Raw genomic sequence first — 20,087 nt, forward strand, 5'->3', positions numbered from 1 at the left:
GTCGGCTTCGAGCCGGCCGGGAGCGTCGCCTTGCACGCCGGGCCGGGATGAGATCGAGGAACTGCCAAGGAAAGTCGACGCCCTACATCGGGTGAAGCGGGCCAATCGGCACGTCAAACGCTTCGGCGGAGAGCTCCAGCCCTTCCGGCACGCTTCTGACCCTGGTCAGCTTCACATCGAACGGCAGTTCCCCCTTGAACGGGATCGGGTAGGAGATCAGCTGTGCGACCTGGTCCGGTATGGGCACGCCCTGGATCTTGTCGGCCTGGATCTTGATCTTCCCGTCAGCGACCTCGACCCGCACTTCGGCGTTGAACTTCACCTTGTTCGCCCCGATCGTCACCTCTCCCGAGGCAGTGAGCTGCCCCCCGTTGCCGCCGATCTTCACGCCACTCGGGGCGTATTTGTCGATCGTCGCTTTGGTGAGGGTGCCGCTGATGCTCACGCGACCGGCCCGGATATGGGCTTGGTTCTGCAGGACGTCGGCCAGGGGTGCCCTCACGTCGTACGCGGCGCCCCGCAAGTTCGTGACCGGCACGCCGCCATAGCTGAAGGTGCCGAGATCGAACCGCACTTCTGGATAGCGCCCCGACACGGCCTGGGTGAGAAACGGGATGCCCTCGATTGACACAGCCGGCGTGCCGGAGAAGTTGGGGACGGCGGCGATTCTGTTCGCCAGGTCGCGCTCGACGCTTGCCACGGCGACTCGGTCGATGATGAGGAGGACGACGAGCGCGATCAGGAAAACGATCACCTTGCGCATGGGGCACTCCGCATGCGTTGGCGGCCGTGTGTTGGCCGGCGAAGTAAGCAGCGGTCAGGGATCGCCCGCGTCGGTGGTTCAGGAGGGCGGGCGGTCTTGGCCGCCATACCAGCGTCACTCACCGGTCGATCTTGGCCCTCTGCGTGAACGACCTGGAGCGGAAGGCGGCGACCAGGAACCCGGCCGACCCCAGCCCCAACAGCCCGATCCCCCACAGCCCAATAGTCATGAACTGCGAAAACATCGCCAGCATGAACGGTGAGAGCACCATTACGCTCCTACGTCCCACCGGAGACCGTGCGGCTACTCCGCAGACCACCGCACTCAACCCGAGCGTGAGCAAATCAGGCGGCACTGCGGTCTCCCACGGGATCACCCACGGCTGCCGGGCCACGACGGCCACCGTCAGAGCCGCCCCGGACCAGGCCAGTATCCGTCCGCGCCCGACCAGCGACAGCCCTCGCCGCGGCTGTGCCACCCCGGTCAGCACCGCCGCCACCAGCACAAAGGAACCAACGATGCCTCCGAGTGCCACGCCCGTGTCCAAGGAGACGCCCCTGGCCGACAACATCCACGCGCCGACCATGCCCACGCTGGACAGGATCGCCCAGATCCACGCGACCGCCGCAGCAGGCCGGCGGCGATTGGTCCAGGCCAAAAAGACGATCAGGATGCCAAACAGAAGCGTCGGACCGCTGAATCCCAACTGAATCTGGTAGGCAAGCAGCACTATGGGGCCGACCACCGCGACGACGCGCATCGCATCCCGCCACCGCGCCGCAGACTCCGGCCCGAACGCCCAGCGCGCGTGGATCGCGGCGGCCCCCTTGACGAGGTCGAGGACGTCACGCGGCTCCGGACGACTCTGCCCCGGCCGCGCCGCCGCCATCAGCACACTGAGCATCTCCTCCTCGTGCCGCTCTCGGTGCTCGCGCGGATACCAGCGGAGAAGGCGGCGGTAACGCTGTTCGAGGTCGCTCACGCGACACCTCCGGCGGGGCGCGTGCGCAGCCGGGCGGCGGCGGTCCGGGTGTTGCGCCGCAGTCGTTCGACCTCGGCGGCCAGACGGGCGCTGCCCTCGTCGGTGAGCCGGTAGTAGCGCCGCAACCGCCCGCCGACGATCTCCTCCCGGTCCTCCCCGATCAGTCCCTCGGATTGGAGCCGGTCCAGGGCGGCGTACAGGGTCCCGGCCCGCAACCGGACCTCGCCCTCGGAGATGCGTTCAACGTCGGTGATGACGCCGTAACCGTGCTGAGGCTCGGCGGCCAGCGCGGTCAGGATGAGGAACGAAGGCTCCTGCAAGGACCGTAACTTAGACACAGGATCTTTATATACCGATCGTCGGCATATTTGAAGATCTAGAAGTTGACTCCGAGGTAAGTGATCATACTTGTCCATTGCGACTACTCATGTTTTAGTACTCATATGCGAGCAACACGCCTGTTCATTCTCGGCGCCCTGGCCGACGGCGGCCCCATGCACGGGCACAAGATCCGCGCCGCCGCGCAACTCGACCGGGTCGAGCTATGGGCGGACATCAAGCCCGGATCGCTGTACGGCGCGCTGCGCCGGATGGCGGACGAGGGCGTCGTCGAAGTGGTCCGCACCGAGCAGGAAGGCAACCTCCCCGCCCGCACGGTGTACGGGATCACCGACAAAGGTCGGACCGAGCTGGTCTCGGTGATCAGGTCCGTCCTGGCCGACACCGCGCTCCGGCCGGATCCGATCCAACTGGTGCTCCTGCACGTCGGCGAGATCGGCCTCGACGAGTTGCGTACCGCTGCCCAGCAGCGGCGCGACTCGTACGCCGGCCAACTCGACTTCTGGCGCAATCTGCGCGGCGAGGCCGAGCCCTACCTCGCCAGGCTGGAAGCCATCGCCTTCGACCAAACCCTGATGCGGCTCGCGACGGAGGTCACCTGGCACGACCGCCTGCTGGCGGAGCTCGCGGACATGGCCGGCGAACCTGACAGCGCATCCCCTACCGGAAAGTAGGAAACTCCATGTCACCTCGACGCTTGGACGTCGCCGTGATCGGCGGCGGGATCGGCGGGCTCTGCCTGGCGCAGGGCCTGAAGCGAGCCGGCGTGCGCGTCACCGTCTACGAACGGGACCGCACGCCCGACTCGCGACTCCAGGGCTTCCGGCTGAACATCGAGCCGACCGGGAGCGTAGCCCTGCACGCCTGCCTGCCACCCGCCTTATGGGAGCTGCTGGTGGCCACCGCGGGCGATCCGGGACCCGGGATCGGCTTCCTCGACGAGCGGATGCGACCGCTCATCCTCATCGGGCAGAACGGCCCGGATCGTGACCCCCTCGACCCCACGGTGAGCGAGCACGCGGTCAGCCGCGTCACCCTGCGCAAACTGCTGCTGGCCGGCCTGGACGACGTCGTCCGCTTCGGCAAGGAGTTCACCGGCTTCGCTCGGGCGGACGACGGGACGGTCACGGCGAAGTTCGCCGACGGCACCACCGCGACCGCGGACGTGCTCATCGCGGCCGACGGCGCCAACTCCCGGGTGTGGGCCGAGCTCCACCCGGCGGCGGGCCGCACCGCACTGCCGGCGATGGCGGTCGCCGGCAAGGTGTTCCTCACCGCGGAGAACCGCCGATGGCTGCCGGAGCGGCTGCTAGCCGGCAGGAACGTCTTCTGGCCACGCCGGGACTTCCTGTTCACCGCGATCTTCCGCAGACGCGAGGACCCTGCGGCGATCATCGCCAGACTCGGCGACCGGATACGCGCGCTCGGGCTCGACCCGGAGCACCTGCTGGCGGACTCGCGTGACGACGACTATGTCCTGTGGGCGTTCATCACGCACCGCGACTCCCTCCCGGCGAGTTTCACGTCGAAGGCTCAGGACGATCCGGCCGTGGTACGGGAGTTGCTGGCCGAACGGACGGCCGGCTGGCATCCTGACCTGCGCCGCCTCGTCACCGCCTCGACCCCGGACACCCTGTACCAGAGCGGGTTCAGTGCCGCCGAACCGCTCGATCAGTGGGAGACCGGCAACGTCACCGGGCTCGGAGACGCGGTCCACCACATGCCCCCGGTCGGCGGGCTCGGTGGGAACACGGCGCTGCGCGACGCGCACCGGCTCTGCGCCGCGCTCACCGCTGCCGACCGCGGCGAGGAGCCATTGCCGCAGGCGTTGCGCGCGTACGAGGCGGACATGCTGCGCTACGGGTTCGAGACGGTCCGTGAGGTCGTACGCAACACCGAAGGCGCGATCACCACAAGCACGCTGAAGCGATCAGCGGCTCGATGGTTCTTCCGCACCTGCGGAGCCGTCCCGCCCCTCGGCCGCGCGGTGTTCGGGGAGCGCTGAGTCCGCCGCGGTCCTTGGCCTCAGGTTCGGTGGGCTTGTCGAGCGGGAGCGCGGCTCGGCTGAGCGCGTGCGCTTCATCGGGGAGCTATCGGCTCAGGCCGGCGACAAGGTTGATGGCGAGCGCGACGATGACCGTGCCGAACAGGTACGACAGCAGGGCTTGGCGGAGCGCGGTCGCTCGGAACGTGGCGCTGCGCAAGTCGGTGTCGGAGACCTGGAACGTCATGCCGATGGTGAAAGCCAGGTAGGCGAAGTCGGAGAACTGCGGCTGGGCATCGGGTTCGCTGTAGTGGAAGTCCACGCCGCCGCCAGCCGAGTAGTACAACCGGGCGTATCGCAAGGTATAGACGGTGTGCACCACCGCCCACGAGGTGATCACGCTGGCGACACCGAGCGCCGCGTGCAGCACGACCACGGACGGCTCGGTGGTGTCACCCTGGACGATCATGTAGCCGACGGCCATCAGGCTGGCCACCGCAGCGGTGAGTAGCAGCAGATCCGCACCCGCGCGAGTCGAGTCTTCCCGTAGCGCGTCGGCAGCGGTCGCGGCACCGTCGAGCCGGGCGATCCGCCACCAGGTCACGAGCAGGAACACCAACGCCGCCATGTCCCAGCCGATCAACGGCACAAATGGCAGCGGTACTACCACCGCGGCCACAGCCAAGGCCAGCAACCCGCTGGCGGCCGCGATCAGCGCAGTCCGGCGCGGTGAGATTCCGGCCGGCCCTGACGCCACCTTCGGCCACATCACGGGTCACCCCCTCTCCGACCCACTCTTCTCAGAGTAGGGTCTTCAGGCAATCCGGCCTGTGACGGGGTCGCCCTGGCCGCCTCATCGCCGAACGGCGCCGGGAAGGTGGTCTGGAGAGGTTCGGCTTCTGTCCACCTCGCCGCTCGCCTCCCGGAGGATCGTGCTGCGTCATGGCCGTTGCCTTCAGGGCGTGCTTCGCCCCCGCGGGAGCACACCCTGAAGCTCGTGTTCCGTTCGCTGGTGTCAGCCGGTCGCGCAGCCCGACTTCTTGTTCAGCGACGCCACCATCTCGGAGGACATCGGTGCGTCGCCGACGGTGAGAGAGACCATGCCGTATTGGCTCAGATGGCCGCCGGTCACGTACATGGAGTCGGGCACCGACGTCCTGACCTGTGGTTCCTTGCCTGGCTTGGCTTGGTCGGAGATCACGTACTGGTCGACGGCCAGCCCGCGCCCCTTCAACAGCGCCCGTACCTCGCTCACGGGCCTGTTGTAGAAGGGCACGCAGTGCAGGGGCTCACCAGGCGAGTCAAGGCCCGCGACGATCTGGTATTCCTCGCCGGGACGGGCTTCGCGGCCGAGCGTGATCATCGTTGAGCCGGCGAAGTCCTTGGCGATGGTGATACCGATCGGGCAACTGCGGTGCAGGTTGCACTGTTCAGGCCGGTCGATGGTCTTGATCTTGTCCTGAGGCTCGTGCGCGCCCGGGTTGATCTCGCCGACGAAGCTCGGCGTGGCGGGTACGACATTCAGCGAGATGTCGAGACCGGCCCCCCGCAGCTGGCTCTCGTAGACCTCCGGGTTGGCGTTCAGGTCCTTGACCTCGATGACGTAGTGGTCGCCCTCCTCTTTGATGTCGAGCGCGGAGGCGGGTGCGGGGGTCAGGACCGAAGGGATCACCCAGGCTGCCGAGATGACCGCCGCGGTGATCGGGAGCGCGAGGAGTGGGCGCCATCTCGTACGGATGACAGGTGCGGGCGCGGGCTCCGCGTCCATGATCGCGTTCATCATCTCCCGCGCGACCGGGGTCAGGCCGGGGCCGCGGCCGGGGGCGAGGTTCCTGATGGCTTCGTCGACGTTGGTGTTCACGCGCTCTCCTCCGCGAGCTTCACGGCTCGCGAGCCGTACCTGTTGAGATCGACATCGATGGCGGCCAGTTCGGCCGCGAAACGCTTGCGGGCGCGGTGCAGGCGCTGCCGTACGGCCATGCGCGTGCAGCCCAGAACCTTGGCGATCTCGGCGTTGCCGAGCCCCTCCCATCCGACAAGAGACAGCAACTCCCTGTCGTCCTCGGACAGGCGCATGAAGGCCTCGCGCGTCGCCCCGGGGGCCTGGCTCACCTCCGGGTCGAGCCAGGCGGCGAGCTCTTCGCTCAGGCGCGACGTCAAGGCCGTCCTGCGCGACTCGCCGCGGCGGTGGTTGGCCAGGGTGCGCCTGGCCACGCCGTACAGCCAGAGTCTGGCCCGGTCATCGGGCGGCACGTGGTCGAGCCGCCGCCACGCTGTTGTGAACGTCTCGGCGATCACGTCGGCGGTGTCGTCGGGGTGGTCGGTACGTCGCCGGACGTAGGCGGAGACGGCCGCGTAGTGCTCCGTATAGAGCGCCTCGAAACGCCGCCGAGGCTCCACTGCTCCCACGTCGTCGTCCTTCCGATAAGGCAATGTCACATGAGAGTAGGTGTCCGGATATTTCCGCCTGTGACACGACACTTCGTGGTCGCCGTGACTCCCGGTCTCCCCACTGGGGCGTTTGGCCGGGTGAACCCCCGATGGGAAAGATGGCATAAGGGCGTGTCACGATGGCCGCCTGCCGTGATCACCGAGTGACGATGGGACCCCTGATGCGTATCGACCGCCTCGATCACCTGGTGCTGACCGTCGCCGATCTAGAGGCGACGGTCGACTTCTACAGCCGCGTTCTCGGCATGGAGCCGATCACCTTCGGCGAGGGGCGCAAGGCGCTCGTGTTCGGCCATTCAAAGATCAATCTGCACGAGGCGGGCCACGAGTTCGAGCCGAAGGCCGCCCACGCGGTGCCCGGCAGCGCTGATCTCTGCCTGATCAGCGCTGTCCCGCTGGAGCAGGTCATGGCCGAGTTGGCGCGGCACAATGTGGAGATCGAGGAGGGGCCTGTCCACCGTACCGGCGCCCTGGGGTCGATCGAAAGCGTCTACGTGCGCGACCCCGACCGCAACCTCATCGAAATCAGCGTTTACGTCGAGACGGTGTGATTTGCTGTTGGGGGCGGTGCGACGGAGGCCTCTGTGTGACCTAGCGGACGGCTCCATTCAGCAGCGGCCGTAGGTCAGGAACAGCGTGCCGTTCTTGCCCCGCTCGAGATCGAGCAGCTTCCACGACTGGACGTCGTCGCCCTCGAACACCCGCCTGCCGTGCCCGACCACCGCCGGTGCCACGACCAGCCGCAGCTCGTCGACGAGCCCGGCCTGCAGCAGGGAACGCGCGAGTTCGATACTGCCGTGGATGCCGATGTCACCGCCGGATCCCTGCTTCAGGGCGGTCACGTAGTCGCGCACCGGGGTGGTGACCGGGGTGGAGTTCGCCCATTCCTGGGTGGGCGCGCTGGAGGTGACGATGTGCTTGCGGGTGCCGTTGATGAAGTCGGCGAAGGGCTGGAAGTCCGACGTGGGCCAGTGGCCGGCCCAGTAGTCGTACGTCCCGCGCCCCAGCAGGACGTCGTCCTGGGTGGCGATGACCCGGCCGAGGTAGGCGACCAGTTGAGGGCCGTCGTCGGCCAGCCAGTCGCCGTCCTCGTAGGCGATCCCGTCCAGCGACATCAGGTGATAGAGCACGACGTTGCGCATGCGGTTCTCCTAGGTTGCGTTGTAGGAGTCATGGTGTGGCCTGGTCGTGGGCCTCTGCGATACATTCGGCCACAGCCGAATCCAAGGAGCCCCCGGGCATGCTCACGCTGGCGTTCTCCGCCTATGACCTGTCCTTTCTCAGGTTCGCCTTCTCCCCGCTGCGGGAGGTCGCCGCCAGCATTCACGCGCTCCGCACACCCGCCCCGCGCGCCCTGCATCTGCCCTGGTTCAAGCAGGTACGCCCGCAGCTCGGCAGTGAGCTCGGGCCGCTGCTCGACCTCATCACCGGCGGTGGCTACATCCCCGATTTCCTCTGTCCCGTCCCCACTGGTCCGGCTCCGGAACTGGCGGGGGAGCTGGCGGTGTTGCGCGCCACCCCCCACGAAGTCATCCGCGCCGACCTCGACCGCATGGCGAGCGAGCTCGGCCCGCTGACCGGCTGCGCCGCGGAGCTCCACCAGGATCCGGCCGCGGGCCTCGAACGGCTGGTGCTCGCCATCGAGACCTACTGGCAGCTCGCCTTCGCCCCGCACTGGCCACGCATGCGCAACCTCCTCGAAGGCGACCTGCTCTATCGCACCAGGCAGTACGCCGAACACGGCCCCGCCGGGGTGTTCGCGGACATGCACTCGGCCATCCGCTGGGAAGGCCGCAACCTGCACCTGGAACAGCGTCCCGAGGAGATGTCCCGGGTGCTGGCCGGCGAGGGGCTGCTGCTGGCCGCGTCCATCTTCGTCTGGCCCGGCCTGTTCTACCGCACCGACTCACCCGGCCAGCCGATCATCACCTATCCGGTACGCGCCATCGCCACTCTGTGGGAGCGCGGCACCGCGCCCGCGCCCGACGCGCTGGCCGCCGTCATCGGCCGCTCCCGAGCCCTGCTGCTCACCGAACTGGACGCACCGGCCTCCACCACCGACCTGTCACGTCGTACCGGCCTGTCGCCCGCGAACGTCTCCGAGCAGCTCGCGCTCCTGCTGTCGGCCGGCCTGGTCACCAAGCACCGCGTCGGCCGGGCCGTGCTCTACGTGCGCACCCCTCGCGCCCACGCCCTGATGGACGGTTGATTCGGCGGGGGCCGAATGTGTCGCTTCACCCCGCAGGCCGCCCGCACCATGCTGGCATGACGATCACGGCTCCCGCCCGCCCCACCGTGTTCCAGGGGCTGCCCAAGGTGTTCTGGTTGCTGTTCTCCGGCCAACTGGTCAACCGGTTCGGCGGGGTCGTGCTGCCGTTCCTGGTGTTCTACCTGACCGGCCGGGGGTACGCGGCCGCGCAGATCGCCGCCGTCATCTCGGCGTACGGGCTGGGTGGCCTGGGCGGGCAGCCCCTGGGCGGGTACCTGGCCGATCGGTTCGGCCGCCGTCTCACCCTGATCGGCGGCCTGCTGGCCACCGCGACCTGCCTGATCCTCATCGGTGTCGCCGGCAGCCTGGCCTGGCTCATGGCATCGGCCGTGGCCATGGGACTGGCCGGCGACGTCTACCGGCCCGCCGCCTCGGCGCTGGTCGCCGAGACCACCCCGCCGCACCTGCGGCCCAAGGCGTTCGGGCTCATGCACTGGGCGGTCAACGTCGGCACCGCCGCCGCCGGCGCCATCGCCGGCCTGCTGCTCGCCCACGGGTTCTGGCTCCTGGTGATCCTGGACGTCACCACGAGCGTCGCGTTCGCCGTGATCGTGTACGTCGGCATTCCCCGCGGCCACGACAAGGCCGCGCCCAGGCCCGCGCGCAACGGGTACGCGATCGCGGCCCGCGACCGGGTGCTGATGGCCGCGCTGGTCTTCCTGCTGATCGGCCTGATCCTGTACGCGCAGGCCTCGTACGCGCTGCCCCTGGCCCTGGCCGCCGACGGGCTCCCGGCCTCCTTCTACGGGCTGCTCATCACCGTCAACGGCGCCATCGTGGTGATCTTCCAGCCGCTGTTCATCACGTGGCTGTCCCGCCTGCCCCGCCTGCCGGTCCTCGGCGTCTCCATGACCGTGGTGGGCGTCGGCCTCGCGCTGACCGGCGTGGCCAGCCAGCCTTGGCACTACGTGGCCACGGTGGTGCTGTGGTCGATCGGCGAGATCGGCATGGCGGGCTTCGAGGCGGCACTGATCGCCGACCTCACCCCCGACGGAGCACACGGCACCTACCAGGCGCTGTACGGCTGGACCACCGCCATCGCCCGCTTCGCCGGGCCCGCCGTCGGCGCCATTCTGTTCCAAGCCCACGCGCTGTGGTGGGCCTGCGCCGCGACGGGCATCCTGTGCGCCGTGTTCGCCTTCACCCTGATGCCGGCCGTCGCCCGCCGGTCCAACTGACCTCCGCCGGTCAGCGCAGCCACCGTAGAGCCGCGTCGGCGCAGTCCTCGGGGCTGCTGTTGAAGGCGATGGCCGCGTCGGGCGCGTGCTGCCGGACCAGGTTGACCACCTTCTCGAAGAATTCGAGTAACGGCTCGTGCTTGCGGATGCCGCCCCCGATCACCACGCAGGCGTAGTCTCCGCGGGTCAGCGCCTCTACGAGCGCTCCTTCGGGGTTCTTGTCGAGTGCCAGCAGGCACCAGTCGGCCTCGATGCCATGATCGTCGAAACGGACCTGACCGCGTGCTATCGCCGCCTGGACCGGCTCCGGGTCCCAGCCCTGGATCTCGGCGGGATCGAGGCCGACCACAAGTACTCGTGCCACTGCCACGCATCCTCCCTCTCGCAGAACGTCTCCACGCTGGCGCGATGGTCGAAGGTGGTGCCTGAGACCTCCGAAGGCGCCACGTTATCCCGATCTTGCCACTCGCGCGCTCTCGTCAGAGTCACAGGACATCGCGCGCTGCGACGCGCTGCCCGATCGGTCCCCGCCGACCATCTCCGACTAATAGGGTGAGGCGTCCGTGGTGTGACGACGGTATGGCGACACGGTGAGCGGTAGCCGAACGAATCACCTGTGACCATGACGTCGTCGGTACCAGCGCGCCTGAGGCAGCAAAGGAAGACCGGTGAACACTGGCACCCCGCGCCCCACAGTCGGCGCCGTGGTCCTGACCATGAACGACCGGCCAGCAGAGTTCTCCGTCGCCATGAGCTCCCTGCTGTCCCAGCAAGGCGTCGACCTGGACATGGTGGTGGTCGGCAACGGCTGCACGCCGGACCAGGTGCCGGACGGCGTGCGGACCGTCGAGCTGCCGACGAACGTGGGCATTCCCGAGGGGCGCAACGTGGGCGCCGCCAACGTGAAGGGCGACCTGATCTTCTTCTTCGACAACGACGCCGTACTCCCCACCCCCGACGCGCTGCTCCGCCTCGCAGTGGAGTTCACCCGCGACCCACGCCGCGCCTACGTCCAGCCGCGCATCGCCGACCCGGTCACCGGTCGCACCCTGCGGCGCTGGGTGCCCCGCCTGCGCGTCTCCCGCCCCGACCGGAGTGGCACCGTGACCGTCATGGCCGAAGGCGTCGTCATGGTCCGCCGCGACGTGTTCGAGGCCGTCGGCGGATGGCCCGGCCACTTCTTCCTCTTCCATGAGGGAGTCGACCTGGCCTGGCGGCTGTGGGACCGCGGTTGTATCGGCCACTACGCGCCCGACGTCATCGTTCATCACCCCGCCACCGACCCGGCCCGCCATGCGGCCTTCTACCGGCTCAACGCCCGCAACCGGGTCTGGCTGGCACTCCGCAACCTGCCCGCCCCGCTGATCCCCCTCAACCTCGCCACCTGGGCCCTGACGACCTTGTGGCGCTTCCGAGACCCTGCGGCGTTACGCGCTTCGCTTGCCGGACTCGCGGAGGGGCTGCGCGGAGGGTACGGCGCCCGCACACCGATGCGCTGGTCCACGGTGGCACGGCTGGCCCGGGCGGGACGGCCCCCTGTCTGCTGACGATCACTCGACGTCCGGGTAGCTCCCGGCCTTACTGGCCGGTGCGGCTCAGAACCCGCTGGAAGATTTCGGCGAGTCGGTTCAGGTCGTCCGGCTCGCAGCCGGCGAACGGGGTTTGGGCGAGCGTCACGTCGATGACTCGCTCGCGTACCCGCCGACCCTCCTCGGTCAGCACGACAACCCGCGAACGCCGGTCGCCGGGGTCGACGGCACGCTCGACGTACCCGCGATCGGTCAGCTGGTTGACGACGAAACTGAGGTTGGGCGCGTTGCAGAACAGCCGGCCCGCCAGCATCCTCATCGACGGCGCGGGCTCTCCGGGATCGATCGCCCACAGGGCCTGCGCCGTCGCGTGCGTGAGCCGGAGCTCCTCTAGTGCCTTGGCGATGCGGTCGCCGGTCAGCATGAAGACCTCATGACTGGCCCGCACTACCTGCTCCAGCGCCTGGTTCGTCATGCCTTGAGGGTAGCAGTTTGTTTCGAGGCTCGAAGCTGTTAGCCTGCTTTTGTTTTGAGGCTCGAAGTAAATGAGGTTGGGGATGGTCATGTACAGGTACCGCGGTGTCACCGCGCTCGTCACTGGCGCATCCAAGGGACTCGGCGCGGCCTACGCGCGCGAACTCGCGCGGCGAGGCGCTCATCTCGTGCTCGTGGCCCGCTCCGGCGACGCGCTGCGCCGGGTCGCCGACGAGATCCGCGAGGCGCACCAGGTCGACGTGCACCCCGTGACGGCCGATCTCACCGCTCCCGACGGGGTGACGGGCCTGATCGCGGAGCTGGACCGGCAGGGCTCTACCGTCGATCTGCTGGTCAACAACGCGGGAGCGGGCGCCGTCGGCCCGTTCCTGAGCACTCCGCTCCAGAGGAACGTCAGCTCCGTCGAGTTGAACGTCACCGCCCTGATGAGCCTGACCCACGTGTTCGGCGGCCGCATGGCCGAGAGAGGCCACGGTGGGATCATCAACGTGGGCTCCACGGCCGCCTTCCAGCCGATGCCGTACCAGGCCGGCTACGCGGCGACGAAGGCGTTCGTGCTGTCGTTCACCGAGTCGCTCGCCGAGGAACTCCGCGGCACTGGCGTACGCGTCATGGGAGCCCACCCCGGAGCCACCGACACGGGGTTCTTCGACGGCACCTCCGTCACCATGAATCCGGCGTTCACCGACGCGCCGGAAGGCGTCGCGGTCAAGACCCTCGACGCCTTCGCCAGGGGCGCGGTCAACTCCTATCCGGGGCGGGCGATCAACAGGGTTGCGTCGTGGGCTCCTCGGGTGCTGCCCCGCATCACGGTCACCCGGCTGACCGGGCACCTGAACCGGAGGCTGGGCCTGCACCGTGCCCACGACATCGGCTAGAGGGTGGCGTGCAGGTGGCGGGCGACGTTGTCCACGGATTCGGTGACCGTGGGCTCGGTGTCGTAGAAGTCGAACTGGCCGCGGCCCTCCAGCCAGACCAGCTCCCTGGCCCCGGTCAGCCGGTCGGCGAACCGGCGCGCGCCCACCGGGATCCCGGCGCTCTCGCTGTGCACGATGAGCACGGGCGCGGTGATGCGGTCCGCGGACGGTTGCGGCTCGAAGGTCAGCCATTCGGCCCAGGCCATGGTCGCCCACCTGTTCCCCCACTCGGGGATGGCGCCTCGGGCGGGGTCCAGATAGTAGGCGTACGGGCCGAACATCGCAGCCGTGGAGTCGGTCTCGCTGACTCCGAGCACGTACTCGACCTCGCCGGTCGCCTCGAAGTGCGCGCGGGCCCGCTGCCCTGCCGCCAACCGCGCCGTGAAGGCCTCCTCGCCGCCCAGGGCGAGCCGCATCAACTCGCCGTCCTGCAGACCGGGCGCGACCAGCGCCAGTGAGGCGATGCGGGGATCGTCCGCGGCCGCCACCGCGGCGAACGCGCCACCGGCGCAGATACCCAGCGCGCCGATCCGGGCGGGCGCCACCCGGTCCAGGGAGGAGAGGAAGCTCACGGCGTGGCTCAGGTCCCTGAGCTTCAGCGAAGGCGACTCCACGTCACGCGGCTCACCGCCCGACTCGCCGAACCCGGTGAAGTCGAAGGCCAGCGCGGCGAAACCGCGCTCGGCCAGTCTCCGCGCGTACAGCCCGGCCATCTGCTCCTTCACCGAGGTCCACGCACCTGCCACCACGACCGCGGGCAGTCCGCGGTCGGCCGTGGCGGGCAGGTGCAGGTGCCCGGCGAGGGTGACGCCGTCGGCGTCGAAGGTCACTTTTTCCACAGTGGTCTCTGTCATGTGGACAACGGTGCTGGATCTCGACTGCCAACCGACTGCCACGCGACCGTCAGAGCAACGCGCGTACGTCCGCCGCTTCGGGGACGTCGAGGCGCTCGAAGATCTCCAACGCCTCCCGCAGCCGGGCTCGGCCGCTCTCCTCCTGGCCCAGTTGCGACAGCGCCTTGCCGAGTGTGGTCAGCGCCCGAGCCTGTTCCCAGACGGCGTCGATCTCGACGTTCACCGCCACGGCCTCTTCCGCTCGTGCCCTGGCCTCGTCGAACAGGCCCGCCGCCAGATGGCATTCGGCCAGCCGGAACAGGGCGCCGCCCTCCATCAGGCGATCACCGGCGGCCCGGTGCCGCGTCAGCGATTCCGCCCAGGCCTCGGCCGCCTCGTCGCACCGGCCGACCCCGTGCAGCACGATGCCGAGGTCGTACAGCCGGGTGCCGAGATCCCGCGAGCGGCCCGTCTCCCGTACCAGTTCCACGCCCTGCCTGGCCAGGTCGACGGCCTCGTCCTGCCTGTCCAGCGCCAGGCAGGCCCGGGACAGGATCCCCAGCGCCGCCCCTACTCCCGCCACATCGCCCAGTTCGCGATGGAGGGGGAGCGCCTCGGTGAGATGACCGATGGCGCTCTCGTAGTCACGCCGGATCATCGCGGCGGCGCCGAGTACCTGCAGGTTCTCCACCACGATCACCGGGTCGCCTATCGCCCGGCCCAGCGCGAGGGCCGCCGTCCCCTCCTCGACCCCCTCCTTGAGCGACCGCTGGTAGATGAGCATCGCCGCGACAGCCGTACGGGCCAGCCCGTGGCTGCGCCGGTCGCCTCGCTCGGCCGCGGCCCGGGCGATCGCCTGGGCGATCTGCCGGATCTGCTCCCATCGCAGGTGCACCCGCGCCACGTACAGCAGCACGTACAGCAGATCCGCCACGGCCGGATCGGAGGCGGCCTGCAGGGTCGTGTGGAACAGGTTGGCCACCTCGGCGTCCAGCCACCCCGCCACCGCCGGATGGCCGGCGAAGGCCAGGCCGGGCGAGGCGGTGGGCGACTGCCGGGCGGTCGAGAGCGCGTCCGGCTCCAGCACTGACTGCGCGCTTCTGGCGGTGGCCAGGTAGAAGTCGACGAGCCGGTGCAACGCCGCGTCCCGGTCCTGCTCGGGAAGGCCGCGAGCGTACAGTTTGAGCAGGTCGTGGTAGCGGTATCGGCCCGGACTCGGCGCCTCCAGCAGCCCGGCGTCCGCCAGCGACTCGCACAGGTCTTCCGCCGCCCACTCTTCCAGATCCAGCACGGCCGCCGCCGCGGCCACCGAGAAGTCATCGCCATCCGGTACGGCCAGCAGCCGGAACGCCCTGGCCTGGCCGACGTCCAGCTGGCCGTACCCCAGGGAGAAGGTGGCCTCCATCGCCAGGTCGCCAGTGCGCAGCTCGGCTAATCGGCGGCGCTGGTCGGCGAGCCGGGCGACCAGCGAGGCGATGGTCCACCCCGGCCGGGCTGCCAGCCTGGAGGCGGCGATGCGGACCGCGAGCGGCAGGCAGGCGCAGGCGGCGACCACCTGCTCGGCGGCCTGGCGTTCGGCGGCGACGCGGGCGGTCCCGACGATGCGGGTGAACAACTCCAGCGCCTCGCCGGTCGTGAGCGCCGCCAGATCGATCATCCGGTCGGCGTTGAGGCCGATCAGCCTGGCCCGGCTGGTGATGACGACCCCGCTGGCGGTCGCACCCGGCAGCAGCGGGCGGACCTGGTCGGCGTCGGCCGCGTTGTCCAGGACGACCAACATCCGCAGGTTCGCCAGCGTGGTGCGGTACAGCGCGGCCCGCTCGTCCAGGTCCTCGGGGATGGTGTCACCGGAGACGCCCAGCGCGCGGAGGAACGCCGCGAGCACGGCCGCCGGCGCCAGCGGGGCCGCCTCGACGCCGCGCAGGTCCACGTACAGCTGCCCGTCGGGATAGCGGTCGCGGACCAGATGGGCCACGTGGACGGCCAGCGCGGTCTTGCCGACGCCGCCGATCCCCGACACCGAGGAGATGACCAGGCTCGCGCCCTCGTGAAGCAGGCCGGTCAGCTCCCCGACCAGCGCCTGCCGTCCGGTGAAATCGACGACGTCGGCGGGAAGCTGGGCGGGAGCCGTACGGGCAGGCGCCTGAACAGGAGCGGCCAGTGCCGGGTCGGCGCGCAGTATCGCCTGGTGGAGGGTGGTGAGTTCGGGACCGGGGTCGACGCCGAGCTCGTCGGCGAGCAACCCGCGCGTGGCGGCGTGGACCGCCAGCGCCTCGGCCTGGCGTCCGGACCGGTACAGCGCGAGCATCAACAGCACCCGCAGGCGCTCCCGCAACGGGAACTCCTCGGACAGCGATGTCAGCTCCGCGACCAGCCGCTGGTGACGACCCAACTCCAGGTCCAGCTCCAGCCGCTGTTCCAGGGCCAGCAGCCGTCGTTCGGTCAGCCGGGCTCGATGTGCCTCGGCCTGCGGTCCAGGCAGCCCCAGCAACGGGACGCCGGACCACAGCGCGAGCGCCTCGGAGAGCAGGTCCCTGGATCGGCTCAGCTCTCCGGCGGCCCGGGCCTTGTCGGCCGCCTCCATCCGTTCCTCGAACACCGCGGCGTCCAACGCGCCCGGCGGAAGCCGCAGCGCGTAGCCGCCGGAGACCGTGGTCAGCACCTTCCAGGGTGACCCGTCCGGCTCCAGAACCGGCCGCAACCGCGAGACCAGAATCCGCATCGCGTGCGTCGGGCGCGCGGGCGGCGCCTGACCCCACAGCCCGTCCACGATCGCCTCATCGGACAGTGCCCGGCCCTGGCGCAGCAGCAACAGCGCCAGCAACGCCTGCTGCTGTGGGCGACCGAGATCCAGCGGTTTCTCGCCTCGCCAGCCCCGCAACGGGCCCAACACGGCGAACCGCAGATCCATGGTCATCAGCTCTCCTCCGAAGGGCTATTTTCCAGGGCAGATCACCGCTTTGGCCGCCTGGTCGATGGCGTCTGGGGAGTATTCCATGTTGCTGACGTTCAACGTGGCGGACACGGCGAACTGCAGGCGGCCGTCGAGCGAGGTGAAGGTCACGGCCATGAAGCCGGGCCCGCTGCCCGCGATCGCCTGCACCAGGGGCTCGCCGCCGCACAGGCGGCTGCCGGGAGCAGGCTGGGGCGGTGCGTCCTCCGGCGGGTCGGTGATCACCTTCTGCAGCTCCGCCGGCAGCAGGTTGCCTTGGACGAACGCGCGCCGGAAGGTGCTGGCGTCACGGGCGGTAGAGATCACCCCTCCGGCCGCGTACCCGAAACTCGCGTTCTGCCGGTCCACGTCGCGCGGCTTGCCTTGGGAGTCGGGGAAGTAGCCATGCCCGTGCGGGCCCTTGATGCCCGCAGGTGGCTTGGTGGGCAGATAGGTGTGGCTCATCCCGAGGGGGGCGAAGATGCGCCGGGTGAATTCGGCGGGCAGGGGATGGGCGCTCACCTTCTCGATGATCATGCCGAGGAGCATGTAGTTGGTGTTGGAGTAGGTGAACTTCTCTCCCGGCTCCCCTGTCCGGGGCAGACCGCGTGCGGCCTTCACCAGCTCGATCGGAGGGTGGTAGGTCGTGAAGTCGAAGTCGTCGAAGCGGCCGGAGGCGAAGAGGTCGGGGATGCCGGAGGTGTGCCGGATCAGCTGCCGTACGGTGATCTCGTCGGCCCGCTCCACCACGTCCTGCTGAGCCACTTCCGGCAGGACATCGCTGAGCTTGTCGTCCAGGCCGAGCTTGCCTTCCTTGACCAGTTGCAGCAGGACCGTGGCGGTCATCTGCTTGGTCTGGGATCCGATGCGGTAGCGGGCGTCGGCGGGGATCTTTCCGCCCTTGCCGTTGAGAAGGCGGGAGCCGGCCGAACCCTGGCCGACGCGCTTGCCGTCGACGTACAGCTCGCCGATGGCGCCGACCACTCCAGTGGTCTTCGCCAGGGCGTTCAGCGCCTCCTGCACGTTCCCGGTCTGCTGCCGATCGGCAGCGGTGGCGGGCGCGGCGATGCTCAGAGTCAGCATCGCGCAGGCCAGACCGGCGAGACGAGCACGATTCACAACCATGGTCCTTTCCTCGTGGGAACGCGCTGGGAGCGTCTGCTAGGGCACAGACGCTCCCAGTGCGCCGACGTTCAAGGACTTTGTAGGCCTGCAGGTGTTTCCTCGCCGTTTCTGCGGGCCGTGGGTGGAATCAGTGCGTCAGTTCCGCGATCAACTTGCTGTAGGTGGAGAAGGCCGGCTTGGGCGTGTAGTCGTCGCGCAGCAGACCGAACCGGTCGTACAGTCCCTCGCCCGCGCTGTTGGCGTCGCGCAGGCCGAACAGGGAGTAGCCGGTGATGTTGAGGTCGCCGCGGAGCTTGTCCAGGGTCCGGATCACTTCCTCGATGACCTCGGCCTGGCGCTCCTCGCCGCGTTCCGGGCCGGTGGGCCAGCCGTGCTCGCAGACGCGGATCGGCACGCCGCCGCCGATGCCGGCCTTGGGCAGGTCGGCGGTCCGCAGCCCCGTGAGCACCGCTTCGACCGCCGCCGCCAGCTGCTCGGCGGGGATGGGCCGGAAGACGTCGGGGAAGAAGTCCAGGCCGACGTAGTCCAGTGCCTGGTGGAAGCGGTCGTCGGCGACCGCGCCGAGGTCGTTCCAGAAGGTGTCGGCGGGGTTGAAGGTCGGCACCACGTTGAAGCCGACGGCGAGGTCATGTCCGCGGGCGCGCGCCTCCTCCTTGGCCGCGATCACGCCCTGCACGAGCGCCTGGTGGACGTTGGGCATGCTGCCGTCCAGGACCGGCAGGTTCGCGTTGGGTTCCTCGCAGATCTGCAGGCTCGCCAGCCGTGCCCCCTCGTCCCGCACGGTGGCCCGGATGAAGTCCAGCCAGCCCTCCAGGGCGCCCGTCGGCTCTCGGAAGGTGACGACCAGGTCGAGTGCGCGGCCGTTGGCGAGGTAGCGCTCCGGGTCGGCGGGGGTGGGCGGCGCGTCGGGTGCGACGGTGGCCGCGTATGGGCGGTAGGCGCGTACGAGCAGGGTCGGCGCGTCAGCCTGCAACTGCCGCAGCGCTTCCTCGATCCGCTCCGGATGATCGGGGTGGGCGAGGTGTACGGCGCCGGTGGCGGTGCCCAGCAGGGCGCCGGGATAGATGCCGAAGGTGAACGTCATGAGGCGTCACCCTAGCCATAAATTTGGTGTCGCTACAACTTTGATGTCGCTTAAAAATTGACCGCCGGTTTGGGGTCAGGGCATGCCAGGTCGCTCCTCATGGTGCCGGCGGTGTGAGAGATTATAAGGATTCGTGAAGGTCTCACCGATGCATGGGGAGTGCCGTAGGTGAAGTCACGCGCGGCCGGTGGGGCCACCAGGCGCCAGGCCATGGCGGAGCATGTCCTGCGGCAGGGCTCGGCCTCGATGACGGAGCTCGCCGAGGCGTTCGGCGTGAGCGTGATGACCGTCCATCGTGACCTGGATCTGCTGGAGAGCCAGGGCATGGTGCGGAAGTATCGCGGTGGCGCGAGTGCCCAGGCGTCCAGCATCTTCGAGAGCAACATCGCCTACCGCAAGACCGCCCAGACGGCGGAGAAGGAGGCGATCGCCCGGCATGTGGTGGGGCTGATCGAGCCGGGCAGTTCGGTCATGATCGACGACTCCACGACCGCGCTGGCCGTAGCCCGCCATCTCGACGAGGCGGCGCCGCTGACCGTGGTGACGAACTTCCTGGAGGCGATCAAGCTGCTCGCCCCCATGCCGGGCATCCGGCTCATGGCGCTCGGCGGCGAGTACTACCCGACGCACGACTCCTTCCTGGGCGTGGCCTGTGTCGACGCGGTCGAGGCGATGAACACCGACACGGTCGTCGTCTCCACCTCGGCGATCTCCGATCGGCACGCCTTCCATCAGGAGCAGGAGATCGTGCTGGTCAAGCGGGCCATGGTGGCCGCGGGCACGCGCTGCATCCTGGCGGTCGACCACACGAAGCTCGACCGGGTGGCCTTGCACAGGGTCGCTCCTCTCGAGGCCTTCGACGTCATCGTGGTCGATTCGGACGCGCCTCCCGAGGCCGTACAACGGCTCCGGGATCGGCATCACCGGGTCGACATCGCCCAGGTCGGCTAGTGCGCTGTCCACGAACGTGCACCGGCTGCCAGGTGACAGGGAGCCGGTGCACGCCGTAGATGGTCATGTCCGTACGGCATGGGCACCTCCTCCGGCGGCACCGCCAGTCGCAGGGTGGGGAAGCGCTCGAACAGCATGGTCTGTTCCACCGGGAGGCGGGACAGACGCCGGTTGTACTGCCGCCGGAAGCCGTGTCCCCCGTCCCTACCTGTCGATGTGCCTGTTCTGGTGCGGATGCGATGTTGGATCTGTCGC

21 protein-coding genes are annotated in these 20,087 nt (G+C 69.2%); 8 read left to right on the forward strand and 13 right to left on the reverse strand.

Annotated features, from left to right (window positions below; genetic code table 11):
• Nucleotides 1–82: 82 nt before the first annotated feature.
• The 3 genes from ACGFNP_RS51225 to ACGFNP_RS51235 form a co-directional block, all read right to left on the reverse strand.
• Nucleotides 83–763, reverse strand: coding sequence for a DUF2993 domain-containing protein (locus ACGFNP_RS51225; RefSeq protein ID WP_393330757.1), 681 nt, complete (start codon nucleotides 761–763; stop codon nucleotides 83–85).
• A 118-nt stretch (nucleotides 764–881) separates the two neighbouring features.
• Nucleotides 882–1,745 carry a hypothetical protein gene (locus ACGFNP_RS51230; protein WP_393330760.1) on the reverse strand — a complete coding sequence of 288 codons (864 nt, stop codon included), beginning with the start codon at nucleotides 1,743–1,745 and terminating at the stop codon, nucleotides 882–884.
• Nucleotides 1,742–2,083 (reverse strand): PadR family transcriptional regulator, encoded by a 342-nt coding sequence (locus ACGFNP_RS51235; protein WP_393330763.1) that lies wholly within the window; start codon nucleotides 2,081–2,083, stop codon nucleotides 1,742–1,744. Before ACGFNP_RS51235 ends, ACGFNP_RS51230 begins: the two co-directional genes overlap by 4 nt.
• Nucleotides 2,084–2,188: 105 nt before the next feature.
• Between ACGFNP_RS51235 and ACGFNP_RS51240 the strand changes: the two genes are divergently transcribed.
• On the forward strand, nucleotides 2,189–2,758 hold the full coding sequence (locus tag ACGFNP_RS51240) for a PadR family transcriptional regulator (RefSeq protein WP_393330766.1): 570 nt from the start codon (nucleotides 2,189–2,191) through the stop codon (nucleotides 2,756–2,758).
• A gap of 8 nt (nucleotides 2,759–2,766) precedes the next feature.
• Complete coding sequence (locus tag ACGFNP_RS51245) at nucleotides 2,767–4,089, forward strand: FAD-dependent oxidoreductase (RefSeq protein WP_393330769.1); 1,323 nt, start codon at nucleotides 2,767–2,769, stop codon at nucleotides 4,087–4,089.
• An 85-nt stretch (nucleotides 4,090–4,174) separates the two neighbouring features.
• On the opposite strand, the gene ACGFNP_RS51250 is transcribed toward ACGFNP_RS51245, so the two are convergent.
• From ACGFNP_RS51250 to ACGFNP_RS51260, 3 genes are all read right to left on the reverse strand, one after another.
• Nucleotides 4,175–4,837 carry a DUF1345 domain-containing protein gene (locus ACGFNP_RS51250; protein WP_393330772.1) on the reverse strand — a complete coding sequence of 221 codons (663 nt, stop codon included), beginning with the start codon at nucleotides 4,835–4,837 and terminating at the stop codon, nucleotides 4,175–4,177.
• 246 nt (nucleotides 4,838–5,083) lie between these two features.
• A complete protein-coding gene (locus ACGFNP_RS51255; RefSeq protein WP_358319844.1) occupies nucleotides 5,084–5,929 on the reverse strand; it encodes a hypothetical protein in 846 nt (281 codons plus the stop codon).
• Complete coding sequence (locus ACGFNP_RS51260) at nucleotides 5,926–6,477, reverse strand: sigma-70 family RNA polymerase sigma factor (protein ID WP_358319841.1); 552 nt, start codon at nucleotides 6,475–6,477, stop codon at nucleotides 5,926–5,928. The genes ACGFNP_RS51255 and ACGFNP_RS51260 overlap by 4 nt, the downstream gene beginning before the upstream one ends.
• Nucleotides 6,478–6,638: 161 nt before the next feature.
• Here ACGFNP_RS51260 and ACGFNP_RS51265 point away from each other — a divergent pair, with 161 nt between their 5' ends.
• The gene (locus tag ACGFNP_RS51265; protein ID WP_393330776.1) at nucleotides 6,639–7,070 is read left to right on the forward strand and encodes a VOC family protein; all 432 of its coding nucleotides are present in this window, start codon (nucleotides 6,639–6,641) and stop codon (nucleotides 7,068–7,070) included.
• 57 nt (nucleotides 7,071–7,127) lie between these two features.
• Here the strand turns inward: ACGFNP_RS51265 and ACGFNP_RS51270 are convergent, their stop codons facing one another.
• Nucleotides 7,128–7,661, reverse strand: a complete 534-nt coding sequence (locus tag ACGFNP_RS51270; protein ID WP_358319835.1) for a dihydrofolate reductase family protein — start codon at nucleotides 7,659–7,661, stop codon at nucleotides 7,128–7,130.
• Between the two features lie 98 nt (nucleotides 7,662–7,759).
• Here ACGFNP_RS51270 and ACGFNP_RS51275 point away from each other — a divergent pair, with 98 nt between their 5' ends.
• Together ACGFNP_RS51275 and ACGFNP_RS51280 are read left to right on the forward strand one after the other, a co-directional pair.
• On the forward strand, nucleotides 7,760–8,728 hold the full coding sequence (locus ACGFNP_RS51275; protein WP_393330779.1) for a winged helix-turn-helix domain-containing protein: 969 nt from the start codon (nucleotides 7,760–7,762) through the stop codon (nucleotides 8,726–8,728).
• Between the two features lie 56 nt (nucleotides 8,729–8,784).
• Nucleotides 8,785–9,966, forward strand: coding sequence for an MFS transporter (locus ACGFNP_RS51280; protein ID WP_393330782.1), 1,182 nt, complete (start codon nucleotides 8,785–8,787; stop codon nucleotides 9,964–9,966).
• 10 nt (nucleotides 9,967–9,976) lie between these two features.
• Here ACGFNP_RS51280 and ACGFNP_RS51285 read toward each other — a convergent pair whose 3' ends face one another.
• On the reverse strand, nucleotides 9,977–10,330 hold the full coding sequence (locus ACGFNP_RS51285) for a hypothetical protein (RefSeq protein ID WP_393330785.1): 354 nt from the start codon (nucleotides 10,328–10,330) through the stop codon (nucleotides 9,977–9,979).
• Between the two features lie 304 nt (nucleotides 10,331–10,634).
• Between ACGFNP_RS51285 and ACGFNP_RS51290 the strand changes: the two genes are divergently transcribed.
• A complete protein-coding gene (locus tag ACGFNP_RS51290; RefSeq protein WP_393330788.1) occupies nucleotides 10,635–11,513 on the forward strand; it encodes a glycosyltransferase family 2 protein in 879 nt (292 codons plus the stop codon).
• Between the two features lie 31 nt (nucleotides 11,514–11,544).
• Here ACGFNP_RS51290 and ACGFNP_RS51295 read toward each other — a convergent pair whose 3' ends face one another.
• The gene (locus ACGFNP_RS51295; protein ID WP_358319821.1) at nucleotides 11,545–11,970 is read right to left on the reverse strand and encodes a MarR family winged helix-turn-helix transcriptional regulator; all 426 of its coding nucleotides are present in this window, start codon (nucleotides 11,968–11,970) and stop codon (nucleotides 11,545–11,547) included.
• A gap of 82 nt (nucleotides 11,971–12,052) precedes the next feature.
• Here ACGFNP_RS51295 and ACGFNP_RS51300 point away from each other — a divergent pair, with 82 nt between their 5' ends.
• A complete protein-coding gene (locus tag ACGFNP_RS51300; RefSeq protein WP_393330792.1) occupies nucleotides 12,053–12,868 on the forward strand; it encodes an SDR family NAD(P)-dependent oxidoreductase in 816 nt (271 codons plus the stop codon).
• Here the strand turns inward: ACGFNP_RS51300 and ACGFNP_RS51305 are convergent.
• The 4 genes from ACGFNP_RS51305 to ACGFNP_RS51320 all read right to left on the reverse strand — a co-directional run bounded on the left by ACGFNP_RS51305 (nucleotide 12,865) and on the right by ACGFNP_RS51320 (nucleotide 18,881).
• Entirely contained in the window at nucleotides 12,865–13,761 is an 897-nt protein-coding gene (locus ACGFNP_RS51305) for an alpha/beta fold hydrolase (RefSeq protein WP_358319815.1), read from the reverse strand. The two genes, ACGFNP_RS51300 and ACGFNP_RS51305, sit on opposite strands and share 4 nt — an antisense overlap.
• Nucleotides 13,762–13,810: 49 nt before the next feature.
• Entirely contained in the window at nucleotides 13,811–16,657 is a 2,847-nt protein-coding gene (locus ACGFNP_RS51310) for a BTAD domain-containing putative transcriptional regulator (protein ID WP_393330795.1), read from the reverse strand.
• An 18-nt stretch (nucleotides 16,658–16,675) separates the two neighbouring features.
• Nucleotides 16,676–17,791, reverse strand: a complete 1,116-nt coding sequence (locus ACGFNP_RS51315; protein WP_393330798.1) for a serine hydrolase domain-containing protein — start codon at nucleotides 17,789–17,791, stop codon at nucleotides 16,676–16,678.
• 133 nt (nucleotides 17,792–17,924) lie between these two features.
• Entirely contained in the window at nucleotides 17,925–18,881 is a 957-nt protein-coding gene (locus ACGFNP_RS51320; protein WP_393330801.1) for a hypothetical protein, read from the reverse strand.
• Between the two features lie 168 nt (nucleotides 18,882–19,049).
• On the opposite strand from ACGFNP_RS51320, the gene ACGFNP_RS51325 reads away from it, so the two are divergent.
• Nucleotides 19,050–19,832: a DeoR/GlpR family DNA-binding transcription regulator gene (locus tag ACGFNP_RS51325; protein WP_393330804.1), complete on the forward strand. Its 783-nt coding sequence runs from the start codon at nucleotides 19,050–19,052 to the stop codon at nucleotides 19,830–19,832.
• The last annotated feature ends 255 nt before the right edge of the window (nucleotides 19,833–20,087 follow it).

Origin of the sequence: Nonomuraea sp. NPDC049269, assembly GCF_043197155.1 — a bacterium.
In the GTDB taxonomy this organism is placed as follows: Bacteria; Actinomycetota; Actinomycetes; order Streptosporangiales; family Streptosporangiaceae; genus Nonomuraea.